Annotated in this window: 13 protein-coding genes; 8 read left to right on the forward strand and 5 right to left on the reverse strand. The window is 32.6% G+C overall.

What is annotated here, in order from left to right; all coding sequences use genetic code 11:
• The first annotated feature begins 4 nt into the window (after positions 1-4).
• From C7H52_RS08890 to C7H52_RS08900, 3 genes are read left to right on the forward strand one after another with little or no spacing between them, the layout of a single operon-like run.
• Positions 5-1,492 carry an SGNH/GDSL hydrolase family protein gene (locus C7H52_RS08890; RefSeq protein WP_106463547.1) on the forward strand — a complete coding sequence of 496 codons (1,488 nt, stop codon included), beginning with the start codon at positions 5-7 and terminating at the stop codon, positions 1,490-1,492.
• Positions 1,492-2,790: a GDSL-type esterase/lipase family protein gene (locus C7H52_RS08895; protein WP_106463548.1), complete on the forward strand. Its 1,299-nt coding sequence runs from the start codon at positions 1,492-1,494 to the stop codon at positions 2,788-2,790. The genes C7H52_RS08890 and C7H52_RS08895 overlap by 1 nt, the downstream gene beginning before the upstream one ends.
• Positions 2,783-4,441, forward strand: coding sequence for an MBOAT family O-acyltransferase (locus tag C7H52_RS08900; RefSeq protein WP_106463549.1), 1,659 nt, complete (start codon positions 2,783-2,785; stop codon positions 4,439-4,441). Before C7H52_RS08895 ends, C7H52_RS08900 begins: the two co-directional genes overlap by 8 nt.
• Here C7H52_RS08900 and C7H52_RS08905 read toward each other — a convergent pair.
• Positions 4,438-4,896 carry a nuclear transport factor 2 family protein gene (locus tag C7H52_RS08905; RefSeq protein WP_106463550.1) on the reverse strand — a complete coding sequence of 153 codons (459 nt, stop codon included), beginning with the start codon at positions 4,894-4,896 and terminating at the stop codon, positions 4,438-4,440. The genes C7H52_RS08900 and C7H52_RS08905 overlap by 4 nt on opposite strands.
• Before the next feature lie 117 nt (positions 4,897-5,013).
• On the opposite strand from C7H52_RS08905, the gene panB reads away from it, so the two are divergent.
• The 4 genes from panB (at position 5,014) to C7H52_RS08925 (ending at position 8,671) form a co-directional block, all read left to right on the forward strand.
• On the forward strand, positions 5,014-5,832 hold the full coding sequence (gene panB, locus C7H52_RS08910) for a 3-methyl-2-oxobutanoate hydroxymethyltransferase (RefSeq protein WP_106463551.1): 819 nt from the start codon (positions 5,014-5,016) through the stop codon (positions 5,830-5,832).
• A 62-nt stretch (positions 5,833-5,894) separates the two neighbouring features.
• Complete coding sequence (locus C7H52_RS08915; protein WP_106463552.1) at positions 5,895-6,596, forward strand: RluA family pseudouridine synthase; 702 nt, start codon at positions 5,895-5,897, stop codon at positions 6,594-6,596.
• Between the two features lie 51 nt (positions 6,597-6,647).
• On the forward strand, positions 6,648-7,229 hold the full coding sequence (locus tag C7H52_RS08920) for a DUF1287 domain-containing protein (protein ID WP_106463553.1): 582 nt from the start codon (positions 6,648-6,650) through the stop codon (positions 7,227-7,229).
• 71 nt (positions 7,230-7,300) lie between these two features.
• Complete coding sequence (locus C7H52_RS08925) at positions 7,301-8,671, forward strand: aldehyde dehydrogenase (RefSeq protein WP_106463554.1); 1,371 nt, start codon at positions 7,301-7,303, stop codon at positions 8,669-8,671.
• A 70-nt stretch (positions 8,672-8,741) separates the two neighbouring features.
• Here the strand turns inward: C7H52_RS08925 and C7H52_RS08930 are convergent, their stop codons facing one another.
• Both C7H52_RS08930 and C7H52_RS08935 read right to left on the reverse strand, forming a co-directional pair.
• Positions 8,742-10,277 carry a YifB family Mg chelatase-like AAA ATPase gene (locus C7H52_RS08930; RefSeq protein WP_106463555.1) on the reverse strand — a complete coding sequence of 512 codons (1,536 nt, stop codon included), beginning with the start codon at positions 10,275-10,277 and terminating at the stop codon, positions 8,742-8,744.
• Positions 10,278-10,382: 105 nt separating this feature from the next.
• Positions 10,383-13,409, reverse strand: a complete 3,027-nt coding sequence (locus C7H52_RS08935) for a beta strand repeat-containing protein (protein ID WP_106463556.1) — start codon at positions 13,407-13,409, stop codon at positions 10,383-10,385.
• Between the two features lie 152 nt (positions 13,410-13,561).
• Here C7H52_RS08935 and C7H52_RS08940 point away from each other — a divergent pair, with 152 nt between their 5' ends.
• On the forward strand, positions 13,562-15,343 hold the full coding sequence (locus C7H52_RS08940; protein WP_106463557.1) for a tetratricopeptide repeat protein: 1,782 nt from the start codon (positions 13,562-13,564) through the stop codon (positions 15,341-15,343).
• A gap of 36 nt (positions 15,344-15,379) precedes the next feature.
• Here the strand turns inward: C7H52_RS08940 and C7H52_RS08945 are convergent, their stop codons facing one another.
• Complete coding sequence (locus C7H52_RS08945) at positions 15,380-17,383, reverse strand: protein-disulfide reductase DsbD family protein (RefSeq protein ID WP_106463558.1); 2,004 nt, start codon at positions 17,381-17,383, stop codon at positions 15,380-15,382.
• The gene (gene tilS, locus C7H52_RS08950) at positions 17,380-18,705 is read right to left on the reverse strand and encodes a tRNA lysidine(34) synthetase TilS (protein ID WP_106463559.1); all 1,326 of its coding nucleotides are present in this window, start codon (positions 18,703-18,705) and stop codon (positions 17,380-17,382) included. Before tilS ends, C7H52_RS08945 begins: the two co-directional genes overlap by 4 nt.
• Between the last annotated feature and the right edge of the window lie 2 nt (positions 18,706-18,707).

The following is an 18,707-nucleotide window of genomic DNA, read 5'->3' on the forward strand; positions in this document are numbered from 1 at the left end:
AAAAATGAATATTAACCCACTAAAAATTAGTGTTTACTTTATCATTACGCTATTAATCCTTTTAGGATTATTATTCTTGAGTAATGCTAATGATTCTAAAAAAGAAGGTTTTCAAGTATTTAGCTATACTCTTAAATATCCTACAGCACAGTCCTTTTTTTCTGAAGAAAATAATTCTAAAGAAACTAAAAAATCTATAGATAGTATTGTAAATAATATAGAATCTATTGTAGTCGATGTTGGAGATGTTGTAGTAGACATAGATACCATTCCGAAGGATTCAAAAGAAAATTTCAAACCAATAATTCCCGACTTTTCCAAGATTGACACCTCTAAAGTGAGGCGTATAAGCTATCCATCCAATAAGCAGGAGTTTATTAGCAATTTAAAATCACAACTTACAAGCGAAAATTGCCGAATTATACATTATGGAGATTCGCAGTTGGAAGGCGACCGTATTTCTGGATATCTTAGAAACCGATTACAACAATTATATGGTGGGTCTGGCTTAGGATTTATTCCTGTAGTGCAAACCTATCAACAAATTAGTGTAGATATTACACCATCAGAAAATTGGGAGCGTTTTGCTAGTTTTGACCCTATAAAGAAAAAATTTGATCATAAAAAATATGGTGCATTTACATCTTTGGCTCGTTTTACACCAGATTATGCAACCGACAAAGAAAGCTTGGATAGTTTGAGTGTAAGTACGGCAACTATAAAGATTAAACCAAGTAGTAAATCTTATCGATTGCTAAAAGCATATTCCTACGTAACACTACATTATGGTAATTTATTGACTTCTGTTGGTGTAGATGTTTATAGTGATGGTGCTCTAATAAAAAAAGACTCTTTAATCAAAGACGGAAAATATCACCAATTAAAACTGAAATTTGGAACTACACCAAATGATTTAAACATTGTATTTAAAGGAAAAATTAGTCCTGACGTTTATGGGATTACTTTAGATGGAACAAGCGGTATACAGTTAGACAACGTAGCTATGAGAGGTTCTTCGGGAACTATATTTGCAAGTGCTAACAGTGAAAACTTTTCAGCAATGTATAAAACTTTGGATCCAAAAGTTTTAATTTTTCAATATGGCGGTAATACGGTTCCTTATTTAAAAGATTCATTGTCTGTTACCAATTATGCCCGTTATTTAAAAAATCATATCAATTGGGTAAAACGTAAAACCAATAATGCCTCTGTAATTTTTATTGGTCCGTCGGACATGACCACTATGGAAAATGGTGAGATGAAAACCTACGACCTCTTACCCTATCTTAACATTGTTTTAGAAAGCACCTGTCATGAAAATAATATAGCTTATTGGAGCATGTTTGATGCTATGGGTGGGGAAAATTCTATGCAACACTGGGTAGACCAAAAACTGGCAGGTAGCGATTATACCCATTTTACTCATTCTGGTACAAAAGTCATCTCAGAATTATTTTTTATGGCCTTGTATATGGATTTAAAATCTAATTAATGAAATTTAACCTACACTATATATTTTTATTTATCTCAAGTTTTGCCTTTAGCCAGACTTATCTTTTAGATAGCTTAACCTCTAAGCAAAAAAGTCTCATCAATTTTGAAGCCAATACGCTACAATACGCCGACAGCTCTAAAACCTTTCATAAATTTTTCGAAAAGTTAGATCGAGTATATAAAGGCGAAAAACAAAAATTACATATTTTCCATATTGGTGGTTCGCATATTCAGGCTGATATTTATTCTAATAAAATCCGAACCTATTTCCATAATATGAATGAAGTGTCTATGGGACAACGCGGATTTGTTTTTCCATATCATATCGCACATACGAATAACCCTAGTAATTATAGGATTGAGTCTCGAGATAAAGAAAAATGGCAAGGCTACCGCTGCGCCATAAAAAAAGATACCGTTACTTGGGGTTTATCTGGTATAAGTGCTGCTTTTAGAAGTTTTACAGATACGATTAGCGTAAAAGCTAACTATAGAAATTTAACTAAAAAACCATATACGTTTAATAAATTAAGAGTTTTTTACGACTGTAGTAAAGACGATTATAATCTTAAAGTTGTTGACTCCTCATCTTTATTATCTGAAGCTTATAACACGGTTGCGATGTATAAGGAATTCCGATTTAAAAAACCCTTAACAGAAACCGAATTAAAACTTCAAATTAAAGATACCAGCATTGTAAATCCTGAATTTTTACTGATGGGAATGGAGTTTTTAAATGATAATTCGGGAATAGAATACACCTCTATTGGTGTAAACGGTGCAAGCTTCAAATTGTACGACCGCGGAAATTATTTTGAACAACAATTAGAACTTTATTGTCCGGACTTATTTATTATTTCAGTTGGCACAAATGATGCCTATATGCCTAAAGACCAATTCGATTCAGAAGATTACCGCTATTATTTTGAATCTTTTATTAAAATGATACAACGCGTTAATCCGGATTGTGCCATTTTGTTAACGGTACCTAATGACGATTATTACAAACGTCGCTATAAAAATCCTAATACCGCATTACAGCAAGAAGTCATAAAAGACTTAGCAAAAAAGTATAATATGGCAGTTTGGGATTTGTATGATATTATGGGTGGCTACGGTTCTTCTTACAAATGGTACAGACAAAAATTAATGCAACGTGACAAAGTGCATTTTACTTATGAAGGTTATTATATTAAAGCCGATTTATTATTTTCGGCTATAGTGAATGCTTGGGCAAAATCGGTTAATAGAAATCCTGAAGATCTACTTCATCATTTTAAAACTTTAAATGAATAGAATTTACGACATATTTAGATTTGCTGAAGATTCGCCGTTAATTTTCACACAAGCCAATTTTTGGATTTTCTTTGTTTGTGTCTATCTCATCTTCGCATTTATTTATAAAAAAATAGCGCTAAGAAATGTCTATTTACTTTTAATATCTCTGTTATTCTATTATAAAACCAGTGGAGCATTTGTTGGCATTTTAATATTTAGTACCTGTGTAGATTATGCAATAGGTGGACTTATTTACAAACAAACTAAAAAGAACATCAGGCTGGCATTGGTAACTACCAGTGTCATTATTAATTTAAGTGTGTTATGTTACTTTAAATATGCTTACTTCTTTACAGATAGTTTTAATTACCTATTTCAAACCGATTATCAGGTTATTAACTGGTTGGCACAATGGTCTAACACCTATTCCCAGCAAAATTATTTTACCGTAGATAAAATTATATTACCGGTAGGAATATCATTTTATACCTTTCAAACTATAAGCTATAGTGTAGATATTTATAGAGGTAAACTAAAACCATTAAAGTCTATTTTAGACTTTGGTTTTTTTGTAAGTTTCTTCCCGCAATTAGTGGCTGGGCCTATTGTAAGAGCAGAACATTTTGTGCCACAAATTTCTAAAGTAAGAGCCGTAACTGCCACACATTTTAATATGGGCACCTTACTAATTTTAAAAGGTTTGGTCAAAAAAATGATTTTTGCCGATTATATTGCCCGACAATTTTTAGATCGTGTGTTTGATGCTCCCGAAATGCATTCGGGCTTTGAAAACGTTATGGCAATGATTGGTTATTCGCTTCAAATTTATGGTGATTTTTCAGGCTATACAGACATTGCTATTGGACTTGCTTTGTTAATGGGCTTTACCTTACCTAAAAACTTTAATTCACCTTATAAAGCTATAAACGCTGCCGATTTCTGGAAACGTTGGCACATTTCATTATCTACCTGGTTAAAAGACTACTTATATATTCCTTTAGGAGGAAATAAAAGAGGAAGCATGGCGTCTTACATCATTTTAAGCATCATATTAATAGGTGTTGTTATTGCATTTAAAAATTTTGTTGTACTTATTACTATAACTAGTATTGTACTTATAATTTTTATTTTAAGTCAGTACATTTCAACTTTTAAAAATTACATCAACACAAATATCAACTTACTTTTAACTATGCTAATTGGTGGTTTATGGCATGGTGCATCTTGGAAATTTGTAATCTGGGGTGGTTTAAACGGAATGGGAATTGTAGTTTATAAATTATGGCGAAAAATTAGCCCTTACGAACAGAAAAAAGCTTGGTATTTTGACTGGTGGAAAATTTTAGTCACCTTTATATTTATCACCTTTACACGCATCTATTTTAGAGGCGAAAGTATGAGCCATATTGAGCGTTGGTATAATCAAGTCGCCACAAATATGGATCTACAGAACGCTTGGGCTATACTAGTACATTATAAACTGGTTTTTATTGTAATGGGCTTAGGTTATTTGGCACATTGGCTACCAGAACAGACAAAAGAACGTATAGAGCAATTCTATTTTAAAAGTCCTGTATATTTAAAAATAGCGTATGCAGTTATAGTAAGTGTAGTGTGTTACCAGTCCTACTCTAGCGACTTTCAAGCATTTATTTATTTTCAGTTTTAAGATTTTTTACAATCGGCGCGTCTGGTGTCTACGATGTAAAATATTTTCCAAACCTTGTTTTCCTTTACAAGTTGAAATGAATTTACGCCACAATGAGAAAACTTATCATTTATATAGAACTCGTAATCTGTCCAAGCATTAGCCATTAATCCATCGGATTGAACGGCTACAGATAAAATGCGCTCATCAAATTTTACTTCTTTTGGTATTGCGACAATAGACTTTAAAAATGCCGAAAATTCGGTCGTTTTAATTTTTGCATCTCCTTGGGCATCACTAATTACACTTTGCAGCGTCATCTCTTTACTTACATACTTTTTTAAAGCGACAGAGTCCTGTTTATGAAAGGCTTCAAAAAAAGCAGTGATGGTTTGTTTAATTTCAGTTTCTTCAGTGTTTTGAGAAAACCCTGCTAAACTCAGCATTAAAAAAAAGACGGTAATAAGTGATTTCATCGGTATAGAATTTACTCAAAGTTAACAGAAATTTAAAATATGACGTGAAAAGCCTAAATATTTTTAAGTATTATTGAAGTTTTGTTACTTTTACATCAAATCATTAAACCTCCATACATGTCTGTAGCAAAAAAACAATATAAAAGAATCACTGTCAAATCTTTAGTCGATATGAAAGCAAACAACGAAAAAATTTCGATGTTAACCGCTTATGACTATACTATGGCAAAAATTGTAGATGGCGCAGGTACAGATGTCATTCTTGTGGGTGATTCTGCCAGTAATGTGATGGCGGGACATGAAACCACCTTACCTATAACGCTGGATCAAATGATTTACCATGCGGCTTCTGTAGTAAGAGCTGTAGAACGTGCGTTGGTTGTGGTAGATCTACCATTTGGTAGTTATCAAAGTGATCCTAAAGAAGCATTACGAAGTGCCATTCGTATAATGAAAGAATCTGGTGGCCACGCTGTAAAATTAGAAGGCGGAAAAGAAATTAAAGAAAGTATAAAACGTATTTTAAATGCTGGAATTCCTGTTATGGGACATTTAGGTTTAACGCCTCAATCCATCTATAAATTTGGAACTTATACCGTAAGAGCAAAAGAAGATGAAGAAGCCGAGAAATTAAAGGAAGATGCTTTAATGCTAGAACGTGCGGGTTGTTTTGCTATAGTTGTTGAAAAAATTCCTGCAAAGTTAGCTGAAGAAGTGGCGCAAAGTGTATCTATTCCTGTAATTGGTATTGGTGCAGGTGCAGGAGTTGATGGTCAGGTTTTAGTATTACATGATATGGTTGGTATGACACATGAATTTAATCCTCGTTTTTTAAGACGTTATATGAATTTATATGAAGATATGACCAATGCTATTTCAAATTACGTGAGCGACGTAAAAGCGGTTGATTTTCCAAATGATGAGGAACAGTATTAAAGCAGTAAGCAGTAAGCAGTAAGCAGTAAGCAGTAAGCAGTAAGCAAAAATAAAATACTAGTATCAAGACTTCAAAAACCTTATCAACTAAAGATAATCTTCAAGTTATATACGAAGACAATCACATTATTGCCGTTAACAAACGTGCAGGAGATATTGTTCAAGGTGATAAAACCGGTGATAAACCACTTAGTGATGTCGTAAAAGATTACATTAAAGATAAATACAACAAACCTGGTAATGTGTATTTGGGCACTGTACACCGCTTAGACAGACCAACTACTGGTTTAGTCATTTTTGCAAAGACCAGTAAAGTTTTACCTAGGCTAAATAAGTTATTTTTAACTAAAGACATTTCAAAAACCTATTGGGCACTAGTTAAAGAACAACCACCAAAAACAAAAGACACGCTTGTAAACTGGCTAAAAAAAAATCCGAAGAACAATAAATCTGCCGCTTACCCAAAAGAAGTTTCTCAAAGTAAAAAAGCTATTTTACATTACGAAATATTAAAAAAATTAGATAATTATTTTCTATTAGAAATTAATTTAGAAACTGGTCGTCACCACCAAATTCGCGTTCAATTATCTAACATTGGCTGTCCCATAAAAGGCGATTTAAAATATGGTTTTGACCGCAGTAATAAAGATGCCAGCATTAGTTTACATGCCAGATATATAGAGTTTATACATCCAGTTTCTAACGAAGCTATTAAAATAACTGCCGATTTACCCAATGACCCAACCTGGAATGCTTGTTTATAATTTTTATATGTAATAATACGTTAGTAAGTTATATTCATTTAACACCTAGTCATTTTGAAAAATTTTTTAGTCCTATTTTCTGCTTTATTCATTTTTAATTATTGTATTTCTCAAGAAGATTCAAGTAAATTAGATTTAGCAAATTGTGCTTTAGAATTAACCCATCAAAAAGTAGTTTACGACCCAAGTTATTTTTCTATTCCATATCCAAATGGCGATGTTCCAGAAAATAAAGGCGTTTGCACCGATGTGGTTATTAGAGCATATAGAAAAACTGGTATAGATTTGCAAAAAGAAGTTCATGAAGACATGAAAGCAAATTTTAAACTTTACCCAAAACTATGGGGCTTAAAAAGCACAGATAAAAATATAGACCATAGACGTGTTCCAAATTTAATGACCTTCTTTTCCAGAAAAGGAATTACTAAATCTATAACTAATAATGGAGCCGATTATCAACCAGGAGATGTCGTATCCTGGAATCTTGGAAATGGTTTAACCCACATTGGGATTGTAAGTCCTGTAAAATCTAAAGACAATAAACGCTATCTAATTGTGCATAATATTGGCGCGGGTCAGGTTTTAGAAGACTGTCTTTTCGACTTTCAAATAAGTGGGCATTACAGTTATTGATTTATAAAGCTAAACTTATATTAAATCTGTAAAGCTTTCATTTCAATTACATAACTTTATTAAAAAAAGTTATGTTTCAAGAATTACTACAAAATCAAAAGGAGTTTTTTAAATCGCATCAAACTAAACATATCGATTTTAGGCTGACTTCATTAAAAAAACTAAAAGAAGTCATTTTAAATAACGAAAATGAAATTACCACTGCTTTATTAGAAGATTTTAAAAAGCCTGTTTTTGAAACTTATATTACGGAAATTTCTGTAGTCCTATCGGAACTGGATTTGATGATTAAAAACATCGCATCATGGAGCAAACCCGAAAAAATACGTCCTGCACTTATGAATTTTCCATCTACGGAATATATTTATAACGAACCCTATGGGAATTGTCTAATTATAGCACCGTGGAATTATCCATTTCAATTGGCTATGGCTCCACTAATTGATGCTATTGCTACAGGAAATACCGTTATTTTAAAGCCAAGTGAATTAACCCCAAAAACAAGTGCTCTATTAAAACGAATTGTCTCTGAAGTATTTCAACCTGAACATGCCATAGTGGTTGAAGGTGACGCAGATGTAGCTTCAAAACTACTCGATTTGAAATGGGATTATATCTTTTTTACGGGTAGTGTAAAAGTGGGCAAAATTGTAGCAAAAGCAGCAGCACCACATTTAACACCAGTGACTTTAGAATTAGGTGGAAAAAACCCTTGTATTATTGACGAATCTGCAAAAATTCAACTTACTGCAAAACGCATTGTTTGGGGTAAATTTTTAAATGCAGGACAAACTTGTATTGCACCAGATTATATCTTAATTCATCACAGTAAAAAAGAGGCTTTTTATAAAGCCATAAAAACTGAAATTGAAGCTGCGTTTGGAATAACTCCTGAAACCTCACCAGATTATACACGAATTATTAATAAAGATCATTATGAAAGACTTACGGGTTTAATAAAAAATGAAACTATTATTACTGGTGGACAACAAAATATTAATGACAATTATTTGGCACCAACGGTTTTAGACGAATGCAGTTTAGAAAGTGATGTGATGCAAGATGAAATTTTTGGTCCTATTTTACCTGTTATTTCTTACACTTCTGAAAATGAGTTACAATCAATTATAAATTCCTATGCCAAACCTTTAGCTTTTTATGTGTTTTCAAGCAATATGGATAAAGCTAAAAAACTGATGGATGAATTTTCTTTTGGTGGTGGTGTAATTAACGATACCATTATTCAATTTACCAACCATAGATTACCTTTTGGTGGCGTTGGAGAAAGTGGGATTGGCGCATACCATGGGAAACATTCCTTTACCACGTTTTCGCATCAAAAAGCGGTAGTGAAAAAAGCAACCTGGCTAGATTTACCTTTTAGATACGCACCTTATGGTGATAAGTTAAAAACGTTGAAGAAAGTTTTGAAGTGGTTATAATGGATTATTAGATTCTTAAAAGGAGAATTATTTATTCCTATAATTGACTATTGTTAAGTGATAAATGAATTTACCCCAACCAACCTTCTCTATCTAAACTTCTATATTGAATAGCTTCACTAATGTGAGCTCCAGTTATAGATTCACTTTCATCTAAATCGGCAATAGTTCTAGAAACTTTTAAAATACGGTCGTAAGCTCTTGCGGAAAGATTTAAACGTTCCATTGCGGTTTTAAGTAAATTTAGAGACGTATCGTCTAACTTACAATATTCTCGTATTTGTTTTACACTCATTTGAGCATTATAATGCACATGTTCTGAAGTTTCAAAACGTTTTGTTTGAATCATTCTAGCTTTAGTAACCCGTTTTCTAATTTCTACAGAAGATTCTGCTTTTTGCTCACTTGATAATTTTTCAAAAGGTACAGGCGTTACTTCGATATGAATATCAATTCGATCTAATAAGGGACCAGAAACTTTACTTAAATAGCGCTGCATTTCAGCAGGACTTGAAGTTACGGGCGCATCTGGATCGTTAAAATAACCACTTGGACTAGGATTCATACTAGCTACCAGCATAAAACTACTTGGATAGGTTACAGTAAATTTTGCACGGGAAATTGTGACTTCTCTGTCTTCCAAAGGTTGACGCATAACTTCCAAAACTTCACGTTTAAACTCAGGCAATTCATCTAAAAACAAAACACCATTATGAGATAAGGAAATTTCACCGGGCTGCGGATAACTTCCGCCACCAACTAATGCGACGTTAGATATCGTATGATGTGGGCTCCTAAAAGGTCTTTGAGATAATAATCCAGAGTTTTTAACACGACCAACAACGGAATGTATTTTTGTAGTTTCTAAAGCTTCGTTTAAAGTCATAGGAGGCAAAATACTTGGTAAACGTTTTGCCAACATGGTTTTTCCTGCTCCTGGAGGACCAATTAAAATAATATTATGTCCGCCTGCTGCTGCAATTTCCATACAGCGTTTAATACTTTCCTGTCCTTTTACATCGCTAAAATCGAATTCAGGAAAATTCAGGTTTTTTTCAAATTCTTCTTTCGTATTAATAATAGTTTGTTCTAAAACATCACCAGTATTAAAAAAATCAATGACCTGTTTAATGTTATCAATCCCATAAACTTCCAAGCCATCCACTATTGCTGCTTCCTTAGCATTTTGACTTGGTAAAATAAAACCTTTAAATCCTTCTTCTTTTGCTTTAATTGCTATGGGTAATGCTCCTTTTATGGGCTGCAATGTACCATCTAAAGACAACTCGCCCATAATAATATACTTATCTAGCTCTTCAGATTTTATTTGGTCTGATGCTGCTAAAATTCCCAATGCCAGGGTTAGGTCGTATGCTGAGCCTTCTTTACGTAAATCGGCAGGAGACATATTAATGATTAGTTTTTTCCCTGGAATTTTATATCCATTATTTTGAAATGCTGCTGCTATTCTAAAATTACTTTCTTTTATGGCATTATCGGGTAAACCGACTAAATGATAGCCTATACCTTTGTCCACATTAACTTCGACCATTATGGTGGTAGCTTCTACTCCAAACACAGCACTTCCAAAAACTTTTTTAAGCATTAAATATGAATTAGTGTAGATTAAATGTAACTAAAAAATAGACACAAAAAAAAGCGAGAACAAAATTCTCGCTTTTTAAATTAACTAAGTAAGTAGGGGTTTTGGTTAATTTAAATTTTCCCAAGTAGCACCGGTCCAAACTCTAACTTTCTTTAAAGCGGAGTCATAATATACATCTCCTTCTTCTGGAGCTGCTGGCTCATTACTAGGTTTTAAATTCATTAATGTCTCAACTTTAACACTACCATTAACGGTAAGTGTATGAGTTAAATTAGTTAATGGAGAAATATCTACATTTATACCAACTCTTTTAGCCGTAAAATCTCCACCAATTAAAGGTGTTTCGGTATCTGGAGCAGTTTGTAAATTCGAATTATTTATAAATAATGCATTACTTAATCTTACATCATAACCAGCATTAGTTCCTAAGTAAATCGAGTTACTACTGTTATTTACACCTGTTGTTGAATTCCCTGCTTCAAATCCAATAGCGACATTATTACTTCCACCTGATAATTGAGCTAAAGCAGCTTGACCTAATCCAACATTTCCATTTCCACCATTTAAAATAGCCAAAGCATCTTGACCAACTGCAGTATTATCGTTACCAGTTGTATTTATATATAATGATCTTTGTCCTATCGCTGTGTTGTTAAATCCAGTTGTAATAGCTTGACCTGCAATTTGTCCTACTACAGTATTATAACTTCCTGTAGTTGTTCGCTGTAATGTTCTAGCTCCTAGTGCCGTATTAAAACCTCCATTTGTACTAGTACTCATAGCCTCACTACCTACAGCAGTATTAAAATTATTAAAGCTACCACCTGTATGGTTTTGTCCGGCATTATCTCCTATGAATACAGAAAATTGATTTGTAGCTATCGGAGTTAAATTACCAGCATTTTGACCTATAAAAGTGTTTTTACCTGTATTTAAAACTTCTATTTGACCTTTAGTTGTAATACGTGTTCTTTCAATATTATTTGTTCTTATGACTAATGGTTGATTATCGTTTGTTCCTAAAAAATTAGTAGCTGAATTTGTTCCTGTATTACCTGTTGTTTTCCAATCATCCGATAGGGTTACAGAATTACCATTTTCGATTGATAACGTATTTCCGGTTAAAGTTAAATTTTGATCATCTGTGCCTCCTCCTGAACCAGTTGGAGCTTCCCAAGTCGCATTTCCATTTGCATCTGAAGTCAATACGTAACCATCTTGCTGTTGTCCATCTTCTAATCTAAACACATAACTTCCTGCTGATGCAGTAACTGTTTCAGTAATTAAAAAATTATCAACACTTACTCCATAACTGTAATTAGCTCTATAACGTACTCTAATTTCGTAATTATCACCAGGAATAACCGTTTGTGTAGTTGAAGATGTTGCATTGAAAGTATCTGCACCAGGAGCTAAATTTAGCACTTGTACTGAATTTGCAGGGTTACTCGTATTATAAAGTGTCACATTAAAAATGTCACCAGCTCTAAATTGATCGTAACCATAATTAAATTGAACATCTACAGCCGTTTGTGTAGGTGAAAACACACCTACTACTAGTGTATTATCTTGCTGACATCCAGTTGTATTAGTAGTTGAAAAATCTATAATAGCTCTATTTCCTGAACACGTTGTACAAGAATTAGCCACAGCAGTACTTGCGTCTGTAGTACTAATTCTCCAACCATCTTCACTTAAACATCCAGAACTTGCATTATTTTCATAAGGGAAACTTCCAGAAGTGTCACTTACATCACCTACAGCTGAAGCTTCAAAATTTTGAGAGACTAATGTAAATACTCCACCTGTTACAGCTGGGACTGTTGTTCCCGTTACGTGTAAATTTGTTGTTGGAGTTACATTACCAATACCTACATTACCTTGGGTAAACATATTATCATTTATATCATCTGGAGCTGTGGTAGTACCTTCTTCATACCAGTCCGCATCTGCAGATGCTGCTCCTCCATTTTGCCATGTTACAGCGCCAGCACCATCTGTTGTAAGAACTTGTCCACTTGTTCCATCTGTTGTAGGGAATGCGTAAACTGAACCTGGTGTTGTATCATCACTTGAACCAATTTGTAATTGACCACCAATTCTTAAAATATCATTATCAAACTCTCCGTAAAGTAAAGGTGTTATACTCGATGAATTTTCAATTGCCAAAACATTATTACCTGGTTGGCTTTGCCAAACTTGATGCCCAATTAAAACTCTACCTGTTGGCTCAAAAGCTGTAAGGCTTTGTATACCAGCTTCTGCTCCAATAACTACGTTATTTCCTCCATCATTTTCTTCGTCTGCAGAATAACCAATAAAAACACTATTACTTCCTGAAGTCGTTCTTCCTGCATCCGCACCTATCGCTGTATTTCTATCACCTGTAGCTCTTAAGCTTAGTGTTCTATGTCCTACTCCTACATTATAAAAAGATTTAGACCTGTTATTTAAAGCACCACTACCAATAGCAATAGAAAAATCACTTTCATCAGAATTTTCAAGAGCATCTGTACCAATAGCGATAGAGTTATTTCCTAAAATATTTGTGGAGGCAGCACCATCTCCTATTGCAATATTGTCTCTATTAAATACGCTTGAAAGTCCTGCATTATTACCTAAATAAATATTTCTTCTCCCAATAGTTACATTTTCACCTGCTTGTTTTCCAATAAAAATATTAGAATTGGCGTCCGATAATTCAAACTGACCTTTAGTGGTTAACCTAGCAAACTCCGTATTATTTGTTTTAAAGACTAATTCTTCATTATCAATTGTCCCTAAAAAATTAACAGTGTCGTCTGTTCCAGCATTACCTAATAACTCCCATGCATCTTTAGAGCCTCCAAATGGTAACCAAGTTGTTGTTGCATTATTCCAGTAGTAAAATCCAGGTGTATTAGTACCATCCAAAGTTGTTAGGTAAACAATCATAGCATCTTGATCTACAATTGGATTGGTAGCAGGAAATGCATCGATTCGAGGAACAAGAATACCATCATCTGATGCTGGATTGGCTTGATCTGAAGCTACAATATCTAAGGTTGCTTTTGGATCTGTCGTACCTATACCTACTTGAGCATAAGAAGTAACAAATCCTAAAAAACAAAGGATGTAAGTAATTTTTTTCATCTTTCAATAATGTGTTTAAGTTAGGATGAACCAAAACTATCTTATTTGTTAAAAAAAATACAATTTACAAATCCTTTTTATATCCTATTTACAATAAAAAAACTCCTTTTTTATTCCTATTTTAGCATTTCATCGGTAAAATTAGTATTTAAATGAATTTAAGATTCTTGTTCTCAATATTGAGTGTTGTAACTTTAAATATTGTATTTGCTTTTTCAAAAAGTGAAGGTACAGTTGCAAATTACAGTTTAATATGCTCTATTGTGATAACCCCAAATACCTTATTGCAAAATGAAATTAATATTGAGTCCTATCAAAAACAAGTTTCTAACTATTTACAACTAAATAAAACTGATGCCGCAATTCAATATTCTATTAGGATTTTAAATACAACTAAAAATTCAAATCTAAAAACTGTTATAAACATACAACTTGCGGAATTGTATTTAAATAAAAACGATTTTAAAGAAACCTATAAATATTTAGAAAATATAGACTACAATGAGATTAGCATTAGCAATTACAATAAAATTGGAGAATTATATAGTGACATTAACGATTATGAAAATGCCTTAAAATATTATAATGCTGCTTTAGAAGGTGGTCTAAAGAAAAATGACAGCACTGCGCTTATTACAGTGTATCTTAATCTAGGTGATTTAAGTAACAAATTAAAAAACTATAACAAAGCTTTGGAGTATTACAATACTTCTCTTGACTATAGTAAAAAAACAAATAGCTATCGAGCTATAAGTGCGGCTTATAATAATATTACCACTATAGAAATACAAAACGAAGATTATGAAAGTGCTCTTGCCAAACTTTTAGAAAGTAAAGCGCTTATAACAAAAACTAATACCGATGAGCTTACCAGAAAATCTGTAGACTATAATATTGCCAGTGTGCACATAGCATTAAATAATTTGGATATTGCACAAACCATATTGGAGGAGATTATTATTTTTACTCAAGAAACAAATCAGCCACGCCTCTACCCTTATTGTTTAGTGGCCATAGCAGAAATTTATGATAAAAAAAACAACTATCCAGAAAGTGTTCAATTTTTAAAAAAAGCTTTAAGAGAAAGTATAGCTACTAAAAATGAAGATCTGTCTTCTGAAATCAATTTAAGGCTTTCTGAGGTTTACGAGAAGTTGAATAAGCATGACCTCGCCTTAACACATTATAAAGACTACAAACAATTAAGTGACTCTATTGGGAAACGTATAAAAAGTAACGATTTAATTGCATTACAAGCTAAGCTAGACATTTCTCAATATAAAAAAGATTTACAGTTACAAAATCAGAAAATTGATTTCCTAGAATTACAATCTGAGAAATCGACCTTTGTGTTTGTGCTATTAGGCATTTCTATTCTCTTGTTACTTCTCTTGGCTTTAAGACAATACAACACTTTAAAATTGAAGAAAAAAAACGAGTCATTTGAGCGGGAAATAAATGTTTTAAAGGAAGACCAGTTAAAAAAAGAAGTAGAGTTTAAAAGTCGTCAGGTTACTGATTTTGCTATTCAGATACAAGATCAAAATACTGTACTTATGAAACTAAAAAATAGTCTAAATTCTATACTTAACAGTAATAACAATGATATTTCAAAAGATATTAGCCAAGAAATTAAAGACTTGTCTTTTGATATCAACTCTAAAATTTCTCTTAACAATGAGAAAATTCAACTAAATACAGATGTTAACGAATCTTCTGAGCAGTTTTTACTTCATTTAAAACAGAATTATCCAAATTTAAGTGAGAAAGAAATTAAAGTTTGTACATTAATTCGTTTAAATTATAATACGAAACAAATAGCCAGTCAACTAGGGATAGCTGAACATTCTATCCATAATTACCGCTACAATATTAGAAAAAAATGTAGCTTAAATAAAAATACTCAGCTTGAAGAATTTTTAAATAGTATTTAAAAAAATGAAATTATTATGTTTCGCTTTTTTAAATTTTTAGTCTTTTTGAAACGCATTAATACCACTTTCCAGCCACTTTAGATATTGGTTGGCATCTGGTGTATAGCCTACTGGATCATTTAGGTCGTTTCCTTCCAAATCCTGAATAATATATAAAGGCTGAGCATTAGTATTATAGCGTTTCTGCTGATATTCTAACCATTTTTGACCGTAAGTTTTAATCGTATTACCTGTTAAATCAGATTCATATTGTTCCGATTGAGGTAACTTTGTTCTATCGTCCACATACAAGGAAATTAATACAATATCATTATTTAAAATATTAAAAATTTTATCGTCAACCCAAACTTGCTCTTCCATTTTACGACAATTTACACAGGTTAAACCTGTAAAATCTAACATGACTGGTTTACCAATTTCTTTAGCGTAAGCCATACCTTTATCATAATCATGAAAAGCTACAATATCGTTTGGACCATAATGAGCATGCTCTGGTAAAGTTTTAGAATTTGTATTAGTAGTCGTTAATGGTACACCTAATTGTTTTTTAGTAAAGCCTACTCCATAAGGCGATTCACTATGAGTGCTCATTGGTGGTGGAAATCCGCTGATTAATTTTAATGGTGCTCCCCAAAGACCAGGAATCATGTAAAACGTGAATGCTAAAACGATTATTGCTAAACTTAATCTTCCTACCGAAATATGGGCAAGAGGCGAATCGTGTGGTAATTTTATTTTACCTAATAAATACAAACCTAAAGTTCCAAAAATGGCAATCCATATGGCTATAAATACTTCTCTTTCTAAGAAGTGCCAGTCCAAAACCAAATCTATCATGGATAAAAATTTGAATGCAAAAGCTAATTCTAGAAAACCTAAAACCACTTTAACCGTATTTAACCAACCTCCAGATTTTGGCAATCCATTTAACCATCCTGGAAAAACAGCAAATAAAACAAATGGAATGGCTATAGCTGTAGAAAAACCTAACATACTAATTATTGGAGCAATACCACCAACCGTAACAGCTTCTAACAATGCTGTTCCTGCAATAGGAAATGTACAAGAAAAAGATACTACCGCTAAGGCTAATGCCATAAAAAAGATGCCTATAATACCACCACGATTAGATTGAGAATCTACTTTATTCATAAAACTATTAGGTAGCATAATTTCGAAAGCCCCCATAAAAGAGAACGCAAATAGCACCAAAACTATAAACATAATGGTATTAAATATAACGCCTGTACTAAATTCGTACATAGCATTACTACCAAACACAGTTGATACAATAGTTCCTAAAGCCGTGTATATAACAATAATGAAAAAACCATATAAAAATGCATTTTTAATACCTGTAGATCTGTCTTTACTTTGCTTGGTAAAAAAGCTAACCGTCATAGGAATCATAGGAAAAACACAAGGTGTTAATAAAACTCCAAACCCTAAAATAAAGGCTATAAAAAAGGTACTCCATAAACTTCTACCATCGGTAGTGGTTTGGTTTTCAAAACTTGTTTTGTCCTCTTTTACCTTTTCTTCTGAAACTTCTGCCTGAGAAGCATCTTCTTTAACCGCAGTCGCTTCTGAAAGAGTGAAGGTAAATTGCTTTGAAGGATAAATACAACTTACATCATCGCACGCTTGGTATAAAATTTCAGCTTCAATGGTTTTTAAATCTTGGTTTAAAACTTCAATTTTTTGTTTAAAAACCGCTTTATCTTCAAAGAAATTCAAGTCTAAAGCAAAAACTTTATCAAAACTGGTAATAGATTCACTTTCCGTTGCTTTGCCAATAAGTTTAAAATCTTTTATAGAGGCTAGAGAGTCGTAAACAAATTCTGTTGGTAAATTACCACCTTCAATTTCTTTTTGCGTGTATAAATGCCAATGTTCCTTTATATCGGCTTTAAATACTAAGTTATACTCGGTTTCTGAAATTTTTTCGACACTACTACTCCACTTTACAGGGTTTAAAACTTGGGCATTACTAAAAGTAAAAGCGAGTAATAATATAATTAAAGCTATAAATTGCTTCATGGTGTATAGGTTATTTTTAAAATGTGTTTTGTTTCTTTTGAAACCTTAAATCGGTCGTCTAATCTATGGCATACAACCCAGACTATTTTATCGTCACTGCACAATATTAAGGTTTTTTCTTTGTCTATCAAAGATAGTTTTTGGTCTTTAAAATATTTACTTACTTTTTTCTTACCCAACATTCCTGCAGGATAAAAGTAGTCGCCCTCTATTTTTTTCCTTACAGTTAATGTTGTCCCAATTTTGTCTTTGTCTACAAAGATTGAATGATTAGGAATTTCAGCTAAATTTTCAGGAATATTTTTTACCAACTCTAATTTAAATAGTCCTTGTTGAGTAGCGATTTTATCTGCATCTACTGAAGCTTCAACTGTTTCAAAATAGTGCTTTTCAATTTTACTTAGAATTAAGGTGTCTTTATGTTTTAAAAGTTGATGCGTCTTAGAGTAAACCACTTTACCAGAAATGGTGTCAAGTAAATTTAGAATGTCTGTAACTGTTGTAAATCCATACGCTTTAAAAATTTCATATAGATAAGCTTTTGGGTTCTCTAATTTTTTAAATTCTGAAATAGCGTAAACTGTTTCGTGGATTGTTTCAGAAATAATAGCACGTTTTAAAACCGCCTTTACACTTTCTTCTACAATGGATTTAGTTTCGTTTAAATGTGAAATGGTAGTGTTTAAGCTGTAAAGTATATCTGGATTAATTTCCTTTAGTAATGGTACAACATCGTGTCGAAATTTATTTCTTAAATATTTTTTAGATGCATTACTGCTATCTTCTCTCCAAGAAATGAAATGCTGTTCTGCATAATTTTTAATAAGATGTCTTGAAAATGGTAGTAATGGTCTTAATATTTGGTCATTAACTGGCGGAATACCTGTTAAACCTTCTATTCCAGTACCTCTGGATAAATTAATTAGCAGGGTTTCTAAATTATCGTCTGCATGATGAGCGGTTAACACATAATCATATTTTTTTTCAGCCAATAAGTCTTTAAACCAATCGTAACGCAAAGTTCTAGCTGCTAACTGAATAGAAGTTCTATGTTTTTTCGCATAGACATCGGTATGAAATGTTTTTGTAAATATCTCGACATTTAAATTGGCTGCTAATTGTTTGACAAATTCTTCGTCCATATCGCTTTCTTCACCACGTAATAAAAAATTACAATGCACCAAACTAAAATTTAAATCTGCTTGTTTGCAAAGTTTTGCCAGCACCACACTGTCCAAACCGCCAGAAATGGCAATTAAAAGCTGTTTTCCAAATACCATTGGAAAATTTTCAGACAGATGTGTTTTAAAATCTTGAAACATAT

It is taken from the genome of Aurantibacter aestuarii, from assembly GCF_003008425.1.
GTDB lineage: Bacteria > Bacteroidota > Bacteroidia > Flavobacteriales > Flavobacteriaceae > Aurantibacter > Aurantibacter aestuarii.

Coding starts and splice junctions, on each gene's coding strand:
- C7H52_RS08890 (WP_106463547.1), top strand. CDS start 5: ATGAATATTAACCCACTAAAAATTAGTGTTTACTTTATCATTACGCTA.
- C7H52_RS08895 (WP_106463548.1), top strand. CDS start 1,492: ATGAAATTTAACCTACACTATATATTTTTATTTATCTCAAGTTTTGCC.
- C7H52_RS08900 (WP_106463549.1), top strand. CDS start 2,783: ATGAATAGAATTTACGACATATTTAGATTTGCTGAAGATTCGCCGTTA.
- C7H52_RS08905 (WP_106463550.1), bottom strand. CDS start 4,896: ATGAAATCACTTATTACCGTCTTTTTTTTAATGCTGAGTTTAGCAGGG.
- panB (WP_106463551.1), top strand. CDS start 5,014: ATGTCTGTAGCAAAAAAACAATATAAAAGAATCACTGTCAAATCTTTA.
- C7H52_RS08925 (WP_106463554.1), top strand. CDS start 7,301: ATGTTTCAAGAATTACTACAAAATCAAAAGGAGTTTTTTAAATCGCAT.
- C7H52_RS08930 (WP_106463555.1), bottom strand. CDS start 10,277: ATGCTTAAAAAAGTTTTTGGAAGTGCTGTGTTTGGAGTAGAAGCTACC.
- C7H52_RS08935 (WP_106463556.1), bottom strand. CDS start 13,409: ATGAAAAAAATTACTTACATCCTTTGTTTTTTAGGATTTGTTACTTCT.
- C7H52_RS08940 (WP_106463557.1), top strand. CDS start 13,562: ATGAATTTAAGATTCTTGTTCTCAATATTGAGTGTTGTAACTTTAAAT.
- C7H52_RS08945 (WP_106463558.1), bottom strand. CDS start 17,383: ATGAAGCAATTTATAGCTTTAATTATATTATTACTCGCTTTTACTTTT.
- tilS (WP_106463559.1), bottom strand. CDS start 18,705: ATGTTTCAAGATTTTAAAACACATCTGTCTGAAAATTTTCCAATGGTA.